Here is a 13,660-nt window from a genome sequence, read left to right as displayed (position 1 = left end):
GTACTTCCTGGTTAACCGCTGCCGGGTTGGTTCGTCCAACACCGAAAGTCGGGCCGGGTCGGCGTTGTGGGCGAGTCGCTCTCCTTGACCAGCCGGGCACCTGGCTCGGCCAGGATCCGGGCGGCATAGTCGGCCGCCGGCTCGCCGCGCCGCTTCGTCATCGCCAGCACCATCCGCCGGGTGGTTTCCGGCACGTCCAGGCTGGCCAGCTCCGCCTCGGTCAGCACCCCGTCCTCGACCGCGTCATGCAGCCAGCCAGCGGCGATCTGGTCCGGGCTGCCACCCCGCTCGGCAATCCCGCCGGCCACCGCGGCCAGGTGTTCGGCGTAGGGCCGGCCCGCCTTGTCAACCTGCGCGGCATGCCGTTCCCGAGCGAACCGCTCCACCCATTCCAGATCGACCGGCACTCGCTCAGCCTTCGCCGGACAACTTCGCACTGATGCGTTTGACAAAGGCGTCAGCCTCGGCCTCGGTGATCTCCACGTGGTCGACGTCGTCGTGACCGAGTCGATAGAGCCGTAGGTAATCAGTCGGCTCCCAGCGCAGGTTGCGGGTGAAAGCCTCGTCGACGTCCTGACCGTCTATCACTCTGTGACGGACCACGCCGATCGGATTGCTCGGCGAGGTGCGCTCGTTGTATTTCGCGTAATAAGTAATGGTTTCCATCAAGCCCTCCTACTTCACGATAGTCGGCGGAGGGATCTCACCGGCACCCGGCGGGATCGGTACGTGGCTGAAGATCTGCCCCTGCTCGGCCTGCAGGCGGGCGATCTCCTCGGCCGAGACCCCGGGCAGCCGCTGCGCCTCGTATAGCTCGTGAGTGACCATCTTGGCGTCGAAGCTCTGCGGAGTGTGGAACTGCACTTCGAAGACCTGGCCAGTGCTCGGGTCCTTCCAGAACGAGTTGATGCCTTTGTAGTCACCTGGTGCGTTGGTCCAGCTCGGCTTCCACTTCACCGCCTGGTAGCCCTGGTGCTGGAGTTCCTGGACCGCGTGCTCAACCCCGGCCGAATACTGGCCGCCAGGCACGTCGATGGTGTAGCGAACCGCGTCCTTCACGTCGGCGAGACCACGGCGACGGAAGCTCCCGGATTCTCCAGGAGGTAGGTGGCGAGCTTGCGCTTGAGCGAGTCCGCGCCTTTCAGCCGGTACTCGAAACCCTCCAGCTTCCCGCCCTCGATGTGGTGAGTCAGCGAATCAACGCTGCCGCTGATCTTGGGCTCGTGGCCAGCCACCTGGTCGATGAAGTGATCAGCCGCGGCACTGTCGGCCGGGTTCAGATGTAGGCCGTTCTCGCCCTTCCACGATCCGTCCGGCTGATGGCCCAGGTGCGGATCCGCCGGGCTGCCATCATGCCCGTGACTGCCCTGAGCGTCATGCCCACTCGGGTCATGCGAGTTGGCCGGGTCATGCGAGTTCGCGGGGTCATGCGTACCCGCGGGATCGTGCGGGTTTGCGGGATCGTGCGGATTCGCAGGATCGTGCGGATTCGCGGGGTCGTGCGGGTTCGCAGGATCGTGCGGATTCGCGGGGTCGTGCGGCGCGTTCGTTCGGGTCGTGCGTGTCGGTCGGCGTGTGGTCGTGTGGTCGGGGTGGGTGTTCACGTCGGTGTCGTGGACGTGCGGGTTGGTCGGACCGTCGGGCAGTTCGGCGTGTGGCGGGTGTACGTCCGGGGTGTGCGGCAAGTTCACGTCCGGAGTGTCCACATGCGGGATCTTCAGGTCCGGCGTCTTGGACCACGGGAGTTTCAGGTCGGCGAGCTTCGGGATCTTGATGTCGACCAGATCGGTGAGCTTGGGCAGCTTCACGTCCGGGATCTTGGACGCGACGGTGGCGGTGAAGTCGGCGATCTTGGGGAACCTGGCCGCCAGGGTGCCGGCCACGTCGGCGGCCTTGCCGGCGAGGCTGGTGCCCTTGAGGCCGGCGCCGGCGCCCTTGGTGCCGAAAACGACCGAGGCGATGTTGAAGACCACCGCGCCACTGGCCCGTGCCGGATCCGGATCCTTGCCCCACTCGTCGTACGCGATCAGGCTCTTGCCCATGTTCAGGTAGTCGTTGCTCAGACCACCCTTGGGCATGCCGGGAATGCCGGTGGTCTGATCGATGGTCAGCGCCAGCGGCAAGGCCCCTGGCGTCACCAACAAAGCCAGCTCGCCAATGCCCTTCCAGGAGGCGACGAAGCCGTCCCAGCCACCGAAACCGACCAGATTTCCGAGGCCCTTGATCGTGCCCCACAGGCCGTCCACGATGAAGCCCTTGCCGAACGAGACAACGCCGTCCCAGGCGTCCTCATACCAGGGCTTGTCCCGCTCTTCAGGCTTGCCCCACGGCAGGCCCTTGTCGGAGTTCAGCGCCTGGTTGAGCTGGTCCTGCGAATACCCGAACTCGTTGGGATCGGTCTTGTCGTCGCCGTTGTCCTGGACGTACGGCGTGCCACCCCAGAGCGCGATGATCTTGTTCGCGCAGGTCCGCTGGGCCGCCATCCACGCCGCGACGGCGCCGTTGACGTCGGTCTCCATCTGGTTGTGCTCGTTGACCTTGTCGCCGTCTTTGCGCCAGTCGTCGTCGTTCTTCACGTCGGCGACGAACTTCGTCGCGCGCGTCTTCAGACTCGCCAACTGGGCCTGGAGCGGGGTGATTTCGGCCGCGTACGCCACCAAAGCCGACCCGACAGTGCCGATGTCCGTGCCGGCCGAGGCCGCCTTCGTACGCACCGGATTCGTCGCCGCGAACAGCTGCGCGGCCTCCGGGGCGGTGTAGCACGAGCTCAGGCCCTGCCACGCCGAGTCGACATCGCCACCAGTGGTGGAGATGTTCGACCCGGCGGTCTGCAGGGCTTTCCCGTTGGTCGAGATCGCCTCGACATCACCGATCTGCGGGATTCCGTCTGGGTTGATCATCTCGGCGGAGCCAGTCCTTTACTTCTTCTCCCAGGCCGGCGGCACAGTCGCCGACGAGGCGGCTTTCTGTGCGTTGGCAGCCATCTCCAGGTCACCCTTGACGTACGCGTTGACCGCGTTCACCGCGCCGGTCATCGCATCGCCGGTGCGCTTGACCACGAACTCCAGTGGCTTGATCTTGTCGGCGAAGGTCGACATCGCGGTCGCGATGATCTGCGACTGGGTCGCCTGCGTGCCGTTCTGCATGGAGGTCTGCAGGCTGGTCATTTCGGCTTCGAAGCCCTTGGCGACACCTTGGGTCTTGGTCAGCACACCCTGGATGGCGGGAACGTGAAGATCCCAAGCGCCCACGACGGTGTCCTCCCCTCAGCTGTGTCGGCCGGTCAGCCGATGTTGGAAACCGCGGTCCCGGCCTGGCTCAGCGCGGTGGTGGCGGTGTCGTCGTTGTTCAGCAGCGTGGTCTTGACCAGCGCGATGATCGAGCGGACCTCGCTCGCGGCGGTGTTCCAACGCTTCTCCACGCCGGCGTACTGCTCGGACACGCCGTCGGCCTGGAAGTCGGCCATCGCGGCGTTCACCGCGCCCTGCCGCTCGCCCGATCAGTGACTCCAGCCGGGACACGATCCCAGCGAGGTCGCCCTGCACGGTCTGCGAGGGCCCCGTGTCGTTAACTACGCCGATCTGCGTTCACCATTTCTGTTCCCCCCGCCTAGCGTGAAGACCCGAAGCGGGCCGCGTCGAAGTTCGCCGTGCTCATCGCGTGGTGCGAGTGGTCGGCCATCTGCTGGTCACCGGTGGTGAAAGCGGAGTTCATGCCACCCTGACCGCCGAGGATCTTGGACAGCGCGCCATTGAGGTCGGCGGTCACCTGATCCGACTGCGCCTTGAACGTGTCGAACGCGGACCGGCCGGCCCCGTTGAACTTGCCTTCCAACGGCGTCACGGCCGCCACCAGCTGTTTGATCAAAGAACCGAGGTCACCACTGGACCCCTGGGTCTGCTTCGCCAGCGTCGACAGAGTCGCCGCGCCCATGTCGAACTTGACCATGCGTTCACCTCCGTACGCCTGGATGCGGGCCCACGGCCCCATCGTCTTTCCCAAGTCTGCCCCAACGGGTGTTAGGTCAGCGTGAAGAGAACTGCCCATCGCCGCTGGTCGGCCTGCCCCCGACAGGTCGGACAAGCGCGACCTTGCCAGAATGTACGCAGCAAACTGATCCCACCCGAGGTTTGGACGAAGATGGCCCGCGACTATGACACGCAACTGCTGGAGTCCGTCGCGGTACGCCGCCGCCGGCTCCGGGACGCGCTGATCTGGGGGCGGCTGCGAACCCGCCGGACGATCTCTGACAACGTGGTGCGGTTCCTGATCGGACTTGTCCTCGCAGGCCTGGGATGCGCCGCCTGCGTGGGCTGGTCGTATCTTCAGAAAGCGCTCGCTGACCAGGCCAAACAAGCCAAGTCAGCAACCGCGGTCGTACGGCTGGTCGAGCACCGGCCGACCCAGTGGGAGGTGAGGTAGACAGTGGCCTCAGCGGCCGGTGGCTACACCCGGGTGACGCTCGCCGGCAGCCGGCGGCGGGTGGACATCGTGGTGCCCTCCGACGAACCGGTCGGCCGGCTGCTGCCGGAGGCGCTCCGGCTGACCGGCGAACCGCCGGGCCGGCCAGCCGCCGACGCTGCGGCACCTGGTCACCGCCGACGGCACCCTGCTGGACGCGGACGCCACCCTCGGCGAGGCTGGCGTACCGGACGGCGCGGTGCTGCGGGTGGTCGGGCTCGCCGACGCGCGCCGCCAGCCGCGGTGATCCACGACGTGACCGAAGAGGTCGCCGACGACCTGGACCGCCGGGCCTGGCGGTGGGGCCCGGTGCCGCGCCGGTGGGTCGGCACGGTGGCCATCGTGGCCGGCACGGTGCTGGCCACCGACCTGACCATCGGCCAGTTCCCGGCGGCGGCGGCGGCTCGGCGCCGACCTGGTCTGGACCCTCGCCCTGCTGCTCTGCGGGATCGTGCTGGCCACCTACGCGACCCAGCCGATCGGCACCGCGCTGATCCTGGCCGGCGGGGCCACCGGCGTACTGGCCGGCTGGATCGGCACCGGGAACCTGTTCGGCGGCGGCCCGGTAGCAGCTGGTGTCGCCGCGGCGAGCCTCGCCGCCACCGCGGTCGCCCTCGGCCTGAGTACGGGGATCGGTTCCGGCGGCGTGATCGGCGGGCTCGGCGGGTTGGTACTGATCGCCGCCTGGTGGTTGCCGCTCGCGCTCGGCGTGCCACCGCTGGAGGTGGCCGCGGTGCTCGCGGTGCTCTCCGTCGTGCTGCTCGGCGTACTGCCCCGGCTCGCGCTCGGATTGTCCGGGATGACCGGGCTGGACGACCGAAGGTCCCGGAACGAGCAGGTCACCCGGCCGGCGGTGGAGAGCGCACTGCGGGCCGCGCACCGCAGCCTGTCGCTGGCCACCCTCGCGCTGGCGGCCTCGGCCGCCGTCGCCGGCTGGCTGCTGACCTCGACGATCAGCCCGTGGACACTGCCGCTGACCGCGCTGATGGCCGCCTCGCTGCTGTCCCGAGCCCGGGTCTTTCCACTGGTGCCGCAGGTCGCCGGCCTGATCGGGGCGGCCTGGCTGGCCGTCCTGGGCCTGCTGCTGGCCTGGTTGCGGGCGGACGGCACCATGCGATGGGCGGTGATCGTCGGGGCTGGTCCTGCTGGTGGTGATCGCCAGCGCGGTGTTGGTCGTCGAGCCGCCAGATCACGTACGGGCCCGGCTTCGTCGGCTCACCGACCGGCTGGAGGCGGTTACCGTGATAGCGATGGTGCCGGTCGCGCTCGGCGTCTTCGGCGTGTACGAGCGGCTGTTGCACACGTTCTGATGCCCGGGTTGGGTACGGGCAATCGACTGGAAGCTGGGGGTTGGGGAGGTGGTGCAGACATGACGGACCGCGACTGGGGTTCGGACGTGCTCCGCGACCTCGACAACCAGGCCGTGCAGGCCAATGTGCAGGCCGACGTGCAGGCCAATGAGGCCTCGGCACCGTCCGCTCCCGGTGAGCGAGCGACCGATTCAGCCGGTGGACCGTTGGGTGGGGCAGGTGGTGGGGCACCGCGGCCGCCACAGGCTGGCTCCGCACGTGGGGTGGCCCGCATCCCGCAGCCGCCGATCAGCGGTCCCTCGCTGCCGTCCGCGCACCCGCAGGATCCGTATCAGCCGGCCCCGCAGCCCGGCCCGGCGTACGAGGCTCCCTCCCCGTACGAGCACGGGTCGCCCTACCAGGCTCAGTCGCCATACCAGCAGCAGTCGCCATACCAGCAGCAGCCATCCCAGCCGGGGCCGTACGAGGCAGCGCCGTACCGGCCTGCGACGCCGTACCAGGCCGCTCCGCAGGCCCAGCCGACTGAGCCATCACAACAACGGCCGCCACAACAACAGCAGCAGTCGGCCGTGCCGTTCACCACCCCCACCCGGCTTCCCGGCAGGCCGGCCCCCGGCTATCCGGCCCAACCACCAAACCAGCCAGCACCGAGCCACGGTGGCCAGCAGCCGTGGGAACCAAACCCACAGGTACCTTTCACCTCCAGTGAACAAAGTGTCCAGCCTGGACCACCTGTCCACAACACCGATTTCGCCCCCAGAGTTCCCGCACCGCAGGGCCAGCCGGCTGGCTCGTACGACCCCCCAACAGCGTGGTCGGGCGAGTCCGCAGCGGCGAACCCCCGCTGCGCAAGGCGACCCGGTCGGTCCGCCGGCTGTTCGGCGGAGCCGACGACGTACAGGTGCTGACCGAAGCGGCGGCCGGCGTGCAGCGACCGGTGACGACCGGGCGGCGGATCGCGATCGCCGGGGTGCGGGGTGGCTGCGGGAAGTCGACGCTGGCGGCGCTGGTCGGGAGTGTGTACGCGGCCCGGCGGACCGACCGGGTGCTGGCCATTGACGCCGACCCGAACGCCGGCTCGCTGGCCTGGCGGCTGGGCGTGACCGGTGCCCCGGCGCTCAGCCAGGTCGGCCCGCAACTGCTGTCGGGTCGCGGTCTGGACGCGGCCAGCGTGGACCAGATCATCGCCCGTACGCCCAGCGGCCTGTCGGTGCTGCCCGGCGCGCCCGACGGCGACGCGGTGGTGCCGCCAACCGGTGCCCGGGACGTAGCCAGGATCCTGTCCCGGTTCTTCGCGGTCACCGTGCTGGACTGCCCCGCCGGCCTGAACAGCGACGCGACCCTGGCCGTGCTCGCCGACTCGCATGCGATCGTGCTGGTCACCTCCGCGAGTGCGGACGGGATCCGGAGCCTGCGCGGGCCGCTGGACCGGGTGGCGAGCGCGTCGCCCGACACCCTTCGGCACACCCTGGTCGCGCTGGTGTCGCACAATCCCACGTCCGAGGGCATCGACCTGGCGAAGGCGGACCGGGCGCTCGCCGGCTACGGCATACCGATCCGGCACCTGCCGTACGACCGGCACCTCGCCGCCGGCGCGGCGATCTCGCTGGACCAGCTGGCCGAGCCCACCGTCACCGCCGGCACGGTCATCGCCGCGGACGCCATCGCGCGCGCCACCGCCCTGTGAGGCATCGCAGCACTGTGAGGATTCCGTGACCACACGCCTGGTGCACCGGCCGGCCCGGCTGAGCAAGCCGCGACCAGTGGTCGACCCCCGCCCGGTGGAGGCGCCGCCGGTGTTGCCGGAGAGCAAGGGCCTCGGTGGCATGCATGCCCTGCTGCCGATGATGGGCATGGGCGGCTCGATGTCGATGATGCTGGTCTTTCGCGGTTCCGGGCTGGCCGGCATTGGTGCGTTGGTGATGGTGCTGGTGGTGGTCGCGACCGGCGCGATGTTCTTCACCCAGCGTGGCCAGGCCACCCGGACCCGCCGGCAGCAGCGCGAACGCTACCTGGATTACCTCGAGGAACTCCGCGAAGAGCTGTCCGACCACGAGAAACAGACGCTCACCCAGGCCCGCGAGCTGGACCCGCCGCCGGCCGCACTGCTGGACGTCGTACGCGACCCGAGCCGGCTCTGGGAACGCCGCCGCCGGGACCTGGACTTCCTGGCCCTGCGGGCCGGCACCGGTCCGCTCCCGGCGCAGCCGCTGGACCTGCAGGACAAGGGCAGTCCGCTGCAGCCCACCGACCCGTTCATGATGGCCGAGGCGCAGGCGCTGGTACGCCGTTATGGCACCGTCGTCGGGCTGCCGCTGCGGGTGCCGCTGGACCTCGCCGGCGACGTGAGCATCGTCGGCGACCGGGCCAGCGTGCTCACCGTGGTACGTGCGTTGCTCACCCAGGCGGCCGCGCTGCACGCCCCCGAAGATGTCGGCATGGCCGTCGCGTACCCGCCGAACCGGGAGACCGACTGGGACTGGGTGCGGTGGCTGCCACACCTCGCTGACCAGGAACAACACGACGCCGGCGGACCGGTGCGGCGGGTCGCCGCGGATCCGACCGCGCTGGCCCACCTGATGGGCACCGAGCTGAACGCGCGGGCCAACCAGGCCGCCGAAGCCCGCCGCAACCTGTCCGGCAACGCCCTCGCGCCCACCCTGCAACGGCTGCTGGTCGTCCACGACACGTACGGCGAGACGGCCGTCGGGCTGCCCATTCCGGACCGCGCCGCCACCCCCCGGCGCGCTCGGCATCACCGTCCTGCACCTGGTTTCGGACCGATTGTCCGAGCCGAGCGAGGTGTCGCTGCGGATCACCGTCGAGGGCGGCCGGCTGCGGGTCGAGGACCGTCGCCGGGACTACACGTACGAAGGCGACCTGGACGACGTGCCGGTCGGGCTGGCCGACGGCCTCGCCCGGCTGCTCGCGCCGCTGCGGCTCTCCCCAGAGTCGTACGACGACGGCACCGGCTCGGCGCCGGCGGACTTTCCCGCGCTGCTGGGCATCGAGGACCCGCAGTCGCTGCACCTCGGCAGCCTGTGGAAGCCGCGTGGCGACCGGGACTTCCTGCGCGTACCGCTGGGCGTGGACGACACCGGCCGGCCCGTCCTGCTGGACCTTAAGGAGTCCGCGCAGCTCGGCATGGGCCCGCACGGGCTGTGCGTGGGCGCGACCGGCTCCGGCAAGAGCGAGATGCTCCGAACGCTGGTGTTGTCGCTGCTCACCACCCATTCGCCCGAACTGCTCAGCATGATTTTGGTGGACTACAAGGGGGGCGCCACCTTCGCGCCCTTCGACGGGCTGCCGCACGTGGCCGGCGTCATTACCAACCTCTCCGACGACGTCGGCATGGTCGAGCGGGTCCACACCAGCCTGGCCGGCGAGGTACAGCGCCGCCAGCAGGTGCTCAAGGACGCCGGCAACATCGCGAACATCACCGACTATCAGCTCGTACGCGCGCAACGCCCGGACCTGCCGGCGCTGCCACACCTGCTGGTGATCATCGACGAGTTCGGCGAGCTGCTGACCGCCAAGCCCGACTTCATCGAGCTGTTCCTGTCCATCGGCCGGATCGGCCGCTCGATCGGGGTTCACCTGCTGCTGTCCAGCCAGCGCATCGAGGGCGGCAAGCTGCGCGGCCTCGACACGTACCTGTCCTACCGGTTGGGCCTGCGCACCTTCTCCGAAGCGGAGAGCCGGACCGTCCTGGAGACCCCGGACGCGTTCCACCTTCCACCGCTGCCCGGCTTCGGGTACTTGAAGGTGGACACCACGATCTATCAGAAGTTCAAGTCGGCGTACATCTCCGGGCCGTACCGCGGACCGGAAGGCGAAGTGGTCCTGCTGCCGGGCGCACCCCGGGTGGTCGAGGTGCCTCGGTACGGCACCGCCGAGCTGCCGGACCAGGCACCAGAACCGACCGGCGACGAGCTGCTGCCGGCTCGCAGCACCGGTCCGACCCTACTGTCGACGGTGGTCGACCAGCTGGTCGGGGCGGCCGAGCCGGTGCCGCAGATCTGGCTGCCGCCGATGCCGGCGGCGATCTCACTGGACCGCATCGGCGGCTCTGTCGGTGGCATTGAGATGGCCGCCGACGGATTGCGGATGCGCGGTGAGACGGGCCGGCTGCGGGTGCCGATCGGGCTGCTGGACGACCCGGCCAACCAGTGGCAGGGCAGCTGGCGACTCGACCTGCGGCGAGCCGGCGGGCATGTCGGGATCATCGGCGGCCCGCAGTCCGGCAAGAGCACTTTGCTGCGCACGCTCGTCCTGTCCCTGTCGCTCACGCACAGCACAGCCCGACCGAGGTGGCGATCTACGGCATCGACCTGCTCGGCGCCGGCCTGCAGGCGCTCGGCGACCTGCCGCACGTCGGCGGGGTGGCCAGCCGAAACGACCCGGAGCGGGTCCGCCGGACACTGGAAGAAGTACGGGCGATGATCGACCACCGGGAGCGGGTGTTCCGGGAACGCCGGATCGACACCCTGGACGCACTGCGTTCCGCGCATGCGGACGGTGCCGTGCCGGAGCTCGCGGCCGCCGACGTGGTGGTCGTGCTGGACGGCTACGGCCAGATCAACGGCGACTTCGAGGACCTGGAACCGCTGGTGCACGCGATCCTGGGCCGCGGCGGCGCGTACGGCGTGCACGTGGTCTCGACGATGACCCGCTGGAACGAGGTGCGGATCGCCCAGCAGGCGGCCTTCGGCAATCGGATCGAGCTGCGGCTGAACGACCCGAGCGACTCCGGCATCGAGCGCCGGCTGTCCGAGACCATCCGGCCCGACCAGCCCGGCCGGGCGCTGACCGACCGCAAGCTGCTCGCGCACGTGGCGCTGCCGCGGATCGACTCGCTGCCGGACGCGGCCAGCATCGGCGCCGGGCTGGCCCAGGCCGTACGAGCGATCCGGGCTTCCTGGGTGGGACCGCAGGCGCCCGCGGTCCGGGTGCTGCCCGGGTTGCTACCGGCCAGCAGCCTGCCGGACCACGTCCAGCTGCCCGCCGGCGTACCGCTGGGCGTGAACGAGTCCGACCTGTCTCCCGCGGTGCTCGACCTCTTTGGCGCCGACCAGCACCTGTTCGTGATGGGCGACCGGGCCTGCGGCAAGACCAACCTGCTCCGGCTGGTCGCCGAGCAGCTGATCAGCCGTTATGGCGACGAGGAGTTGGTGTTCGCGATCTTCGACCCGCGGCGCGGGCTGCGGGACGTGGTCGACGACAAGTACGTCGGCGGGTACGCGCCGAGCGCGCCGCGGGCCGCTCAGCTGACCGCCGCGGTGTCCGCCGAGCTGGCCAAGCGGATGCCCGAAGACCCGGCCGCTTTGGACTCCGGCGAACACACCTTCAGCGGGCCACGGATCGTTCTGCTGGCGGACGACTACGACGTATTGGCCGCCGCCGGCACCGCCCCGCTGGCCGGCTTCATCCCGTTCCTGGCCTCGGCCCGCGACCTCGGCCTGCATGTAGTGATGACCCGCCGGGTCACCGGCGCGGCCCGCGGCCTCTACGAGCCGTTCACGCTGGCCCTGCGCGAGTCCGGGGTGACCGCGCTGGTGATGTCCGGCGACCGCACCGAGGGGCAGCTGTTTTCCGGCGTACGCGCGTCGGTGCTGCCGCCGGGCCGTGGCTTGTTGGTACGCGAGGGCGAACGGCCGCTGACCATCCAGACTGCCTGGACGGGACCACTGGAGCTGACTCATGACCGTTGATTTCGTCGCGCTGTGCCGGTCGATGCCGGACGTGGAGTCGACCCTGACCGCGCTGCTGGCGGCCGGTCCCGAGCTGCGGCTGAGCTCGTACGTACCAGGACGGCGCGATCTTCGAGATCCGGGACGAGGCCGGCCGGCCGCTGGTCGCGGTCGAGGGACCGCTGCTGATCCAGGTACCGGGCGAGCTCAGCCGGCTGCTCGGCCCGGAGGTGGAACCGGTCGGCGTGCCGGTCTGGTGGGTGGAGGCGCGCGCCGCGTCCGCCCGCGAAGGCGCCGCCGACATCGCCCGCCGGGTGACGAACACGCTGGCCGGACGGCTCAATGGAGTCGTCTGGCCGTTGGAGGAGGAGTCGTCGTGAAGGAGCATCCGGCGGTCGACGTGGCCACCGACCGGGCCGCGGTGCTGCTGCAGCAGCGGCCGGTGATCGGGCTGAGCCGGTGGATCAACGACGTCGTGCACGTGTGCGTACGCGACTCCAAGCTGGTGCAGATCGTCACCCCGGAAACCAGCCGGCTGACCACCCCGCTGGAAACCGTGATGCTCGCCGTCGGTGGCCGCTGGGTCGTACGTACGCCCGACAACCGCTACTACGACGGCCTGCGCGGCGACGCGTTGCGGTGGGACGGGCAGTGCTTCCGCGGCACCGACGACCCGATCCCGGCGGAGTTCGTCGACACCTCGACCAAGGCCGGTGGGCTGCTGCGGGTGGATGTTTCGGTGCTGCACCGGGCCTCGGAAACCACCGAGGTGGGCGGCCTCGCCGAGGACTGTTTCGTTGGCCTCACGGGGAAAGCGCCGGCCGGCTGGGGCGTCGGTGAGCCGGCGTCGCAGCGTTGGGACACCGGCGAGTTCACTCGGTTCTGCCGGGAGCGAGCACCACGCTCGACGACCCTGGTGGTGGTCGGGCAACCGGAGTCACCGTCGGTCGCGCTGGTCGAGATCGGACGTACCCAGGCGGGCGTACGGGAACGGGTCCGGATCGCCGTCGGCAGCACCGGCCAGCCCGACCTCGCCGCGTTGGACCGGCTGGCCAGCCATTTGACCGACCTCTACCTGGTCCGCAGCATGATCGCCGGCCTGGAGCCGGGCCGGGCCGACTGCACGGTGGACCCGCGGTTCACCGGCTTCCCGGTGCCGTACGGACTGCTGATCGGCCCCGAAGGGGTGGCCGACGTGGGCGCCGACCGGGCCGCCGACTCGCCGGCCGCCGTCGTCCAAACTGGTCGGGCCGGACACCGCCGGCAGGCCTGCTGGAACCGGCTGGTCGCGGCCGGTGAGGAACGCGATCCACAGATCGTGCTGGAAGCGGTCCTGCGGCATTTCGGCCTGGACGGCCGGATCGCCGGCTCCAGCCGGATCACCTCGCCGGAGCAGTAGCCCGTCGTCGGTCAGGCGCCGTGGTTGGCGTTGTTGGGCGGGTGTTTCTTCAGATAGCCGGCCATGTCGTCGCGCGCGTAGACCGTGGCTGAGGTCGCTGATGCCTTGCGACGACGGGATCTCGTAGTCGACGCCGTCATCTGCTCGGACCTCGCCATCGGCAGCGTGGAGAAACTGACCGCGCTGGCACTGAGCCCGCGCAACGCGAAAGCCAGATCGCGCACCGGGAACGTCTTGTCGACCGTCACGGCCGCCGTGACCGCGGACAGCAGCAGCGTCCAGCTTCACCGGGTTGGTCAACACGCCCGTACTCGTCGCCTTGGCCATCAACGCGTGCAGGAACTGCTGCTGCCGCTTGATTCGGTCGTAGTCCGAGCCCGGCAGGTTGTAGCGCTGCCGGACGTAGATCTCGGCGAGCTGCCGTCCAGGTGGTTGACGCCCTGCTTGAAGACGTAGTGGGTGCGCTCGTCCTTGACCGTCTTGTCGACCGTCACATCCACCCCACCGACCGCGTCCGTGACCGTGTGCAAGGCGAGAAGTTCCCGTACACTCATGCCCGGCATCTTTCGCGGTCAGGAACAGCACGGAATCCGGGAGTGTCGGCGCGCATCCGGCGCAGCACCTCCAGGCCGTCGATGTCCGGCAGCATCACGTCGAGTACGACGACGTCCGGCCGGAACTCGCGGGCCACCCGGATGGCCGCGCCACCGTCGCCGGCACTGCGTACTTCCCAGTCCTCGTACCTCAACGCCATCGAGATCAGCTCAGCCAGCGTCTGCTCGTCGTCGACCACGAGAACC

General features: G+C 69.8%; 15 protein-coding genes and 4 pseudogenes. 9 read left to right on the top strand and 10 right to left on the bottom strand.

Annotated elements, in window-relative coordinates; genetic code table 11:
• Positions 1 to 11: 11 nt before the first annotated feature.
• From GNX96_RS14810 to GNX96_RS14780, 7 genes and pseudogenes are all read right to left on the bottom strand, one after another.
• Positions 12 to 407 (bottom strand): HD domain-containing protein, encoded by a 396-nt coding sequence (locus tag GNX96_RS14810; RefSeq protein WP_279580382.1) that lies wholly within the window; start codon positions 405 to 407, stop codon positions 12 to 14.
• 4 nt (positions 408 to 411) lie between these two features.
• Complete coding sequence (locus tag GNX96_RS14805) at positions 412 to 666, bottom strand: hypothetical protein (protein ID WP_163568528.1); 255 nt, start codon at positions 664 to 666, stop codon at positions 412 to 414.
• A gap of 9 nt (positions 667 to 675) precedes the next feature.
• Positions 676 to 1,059, bottom strand: a complete 384-nt coding sequence (locus GNX96_RS14800; RefSeq protein WP_163568527.1) for a hypothetical protein — start codon at positions 1,057 to 1,059, stop codon at positions 676 to 678.
• Positions 1,056 to 2,900, bottom strand: a complete 1,845-nt coding sequence (locus GNX96_RS14795; RefSeq protein WP_163568526.1) for a hypothetical protein — start codon at positions 2,898 to 2,900, stop codon at positions 1,056 to 1,058. The genes GNX96_RS14800 and GNX96_RS14795 overlap by 4 nt, the downstream gene beginning before the upstream one ends.
• A gap of 18 nt (positions 2,901 to 2,918) precedes the next feature.
• On the bottom strand, positions 2,919 to 3,251 hold the full coding sequence (locus tag GNX96_RS14790) for a DUF6507 family protein (RefSeq protein ID WP_163568525.1): 333 nt from the start codon (positions 3,249 to 3,251) through the stop codon (positions 2,919 to 2,921).
• 32 nt (positions 3,252 to 3,283) lie between these two features.
• Positions 3,284 to 3,484: pseudogene (locus GNX96_RS14785) on the bottom strand (hypothetical protein); the annotation flags it as partial.
• A gap of 125 nt (positions 3,485 to 3,609) precedes the next feature.
• A complete protein-coding gene (locus GNX96_RS14780) occupies positions 3,610 to 3,948 on the bottom strand; it encodes a WXG100 family type VII secretion target (RefSeq protein ID WP_163568524.1) in 339 nt (112 codons plus the stop codon).
• 192 nt (positions 3,949 to 4,140) lie between these two features.
• On the opposite strand from GNX96_RS14780, the gene GNX96_RS14775 reads away from it, so the two are divergent.
• The 9 genes and pseudogenes from GNX96_RS14775 (at position 4,141) to GNX96_RS14745 (ending at position 12,860) form a co-directional block, all read left to right on the top strand.
• Entirely contained in the window at positions 4,141 to 4,422 is a 282-nt protein-coding gene (locus GNX96_RS14775) for a hypothetical protein (RefSeq protein ID WP_163568523.1), read from the top strand.
• A 3-nt stretch (positions 4,423 to 4,425) separates the two neighbouring features.
• A pseudogene (locus tag GNX96_RS63540) lies at positions 4,426 to 4,521 on the top strand (hypothetical protein); the annotation flags it as partial.
• A gap of 391 nt (positions 4,522 to 4,912) precedes the next feature.
• Positions 4,913 to 6,679 carry a hypothetical protein gene (locus GNX96_RS67230; RefSeq protein ID WP_163568521.1) on the top strand — a complete coding sequence of 589 codons (1,767 nt, stop codon included), beginning with the start codon at positions 4,913 to 4,915 and terminating at the stop codon, positions 6,677 to 6,679.
• The gene (locus GNX96_RS14760) at positions 6,673 to 7,458 is read left to right on the top strand and encodes an AAA family ATPase (RefSeq protein ID WP_279580381.1); all 786 of its coding nucleotides are present in this window, start codon (positions 6,673 to 6,675) and stop codon (positions 7,456 to 7,458) included. Before GNX96_RS67230 ends, GNX96_RS14760 begins: the two co-directional genes overlap by 7 nt.
• 25 nt (positions 7,459 to 7,483) lie before the next feature.
• Positions 7,484 to 8,896, top strand: coding sequence for a hypothetical protein (locus tag GNX96_RS51905; protein WP_279580380.1), 1,413 nt, complete (start codon positions 7,484 to 7,486; stop codon positions 8,894 to 8,896).
• On the top strand, positions 8,859 to 10,214 hold the full coding sequence (locus tag GNX96_RS51900) for an FtsK/SpoIIIE domain-containing protein (protein ID WP_279580379.1): 1,356 nt from the start codon (positions 8,859 to 8,861) through the stop codon (positions 10,212 to 10,214). Before GNX96_RS51905 ends, GNX96_RS51900 begins: the two co-directional genes overlap by 38 nt.
• Entirely contained in the window at positions 10,097 to 11,482 is a 1,386-nt protein-coding gene (gene eccCb / locus GNX96_RS51895; RefSeq protein ID WP_279580447.1) for a type VII secretion protein EccCb, read from the top strand. The genes GNX96_RS51900 and eccCb overlap by 118 nt, the downstream gene beginning before the upstream one ends.
• Before the next feature lie 209 nt (positions 11,483 to 11,691).
• Positions 11,692 to 11,841 (top strand): hypothetical protein, encoded by a 150-nt coding sequence (locus GNX96_RS14750; protein WP_163568519.1) that lies wholly within the window; start codon positions 11,692 to 11,694, stop codon positions 11,839 to 11,841.
• Entirely contained in the window at positions 11,838 to 12,860 is a 1,023-nt protein-coding gene (locus GNX96_RS14745; protein ID WP_163568518.1) for a DUF6177 family protein, read from the top strand. The genes GNX96_RS14750 and GNX96_RS14745 overlap by 4 nt, the downstream gene beginning before the upstream one ends.
• A gap of 11 nt (positions 12,861 to 12,871) precedes the next feature.
• Here the strand turns inward: GNX96_RS14745 and GNX96_RS14740 are convergent, their stop codons facing one another.
• The 3 genes and pseudogenes from GNX96_RS14740 to GNX96_RS14730 all read right to left on the bottom strand — a co-directional run.
• Positions 12,872 to 13,108 carry a hypothetical protein gene (locus GNX96_RS14740; protein WP_163568517.1) on the bottom strand — a complete coding sequence of 79 codons (237 nt, stop codon included), beginning with the start codon at positions 13,106 to 13,108 and terminating at the stop codon, positions 12,872 to 12,874.
• Positions 13,109 to 13,232: 124 nt separating this feature from the next.
• A pseudogene (locus GNX96_RS14735) lies at positions 13,233 to 13,414 on the bottom strand (LCP family glycopolymer transferase); the annotation flags it as partial.
• 4 nt (positions 13,415 to 13,418) lie between these two features.
• Positions 13,419 to 13,660: pseudogene (locus tag GNX96_RS14730) on the bottom strand (response regulator); the annotation flags it as partial.

The sequence above is a fragment of the Fodinicola feengrottensis genome (genome assembly GCF_010993775.1).
GTDB classification, from domain to species: domain Bacteria; phylum Actinomycetota; class Actinomycetes; order Mycobacteriales; family HKI-0501; genus Fodinicola; species Fodinicola feengrottensis.
This window is presented reverse-complemented; position numbering and strand designations above follow the sequence as displayed.

What these genes read in the sequence shown, in the direction of transcription:
- GNX96_RS14805 (WP_163568528.1), bottom strand. Translation starts at nt 666, where the DNA reads ATGGAAACCATTACTTATTACGCGAAATACAACGAGCGCACCTCGCCG.
- GNX96_RS14795 (WP_163568526.1), bottom strand. Translation starts at nt 2,900, where the DNA reads ATGATCAACCCAGACGGAATCCCGCAGATCGGTGATGTCGAGGCGATC.
- GNX96_RS14780 (WP_163568524.1), bottom strand. Translation starts at nt 3,948, where the DNA reads ATGGTCAAGTTCGACATGGGCGCGGCGACTCTGTCGACGCTGGCGAAG.
- GNX96_RS14775 (WP_163568523.1), top strand. Translation starts at nt 4,141, where the DNA reads ATGGCCCGCGACTATGACACGCAACTGCTGGAGTCCGTCGCGGTACGC.